The sequence below is a fragment of the Neolewinella lacunae genome (assembly GCF_014349155.1).
In the GTDB taxonomy this organism is placed as follows: domain Bacteria; phylum Bacteroidota; class Bacteroidia; order Chitinophagales; family Saprospiraceae; genus Neolewinella; species Neolewinella lacunae.
Map to the genome: position 1 here is coordinate 1 of NZ_JACSIT010000013.1, position 212 is coordinate 212.

The 212-nt window shown below is 63.2% G+C and carries 1 protein-coding gene; it reads right to left on the reverse strand.

Going from position 1 to position 212, the window contains the following annotated elements; all coding sequences use genetic code 11:
• Positions 1 to 212: hypothetical protein (locus H9S92_RS00065; RefSeq protein WP_187464694.1), on the reverse strand; the 212-nt coding region annotated here is incomplete at both ends.

A 212-nucleotide genomic window follows, 5' to 3' on the forward strand; every position in this document is an offset into this window, starting at 1 on the left:
GTGCCCTCTTCGTCCGTCGGGAAGGTGATCCGGTAGTCGTGGATGCCGTAGACCGTGATCCGCTGCTGGCAGACCTGGACGTTGGTCAGGCCCTGCCCGTCGGTGGCCGTGAAGGTACGCGTGAAGCTACCCACACCACAGCTGTTGACGTTGCCCGTGATCGTTTCCGTGATCGTCACCTCGCAGTTGTCCACCCCGGCCGCAGCACCAAA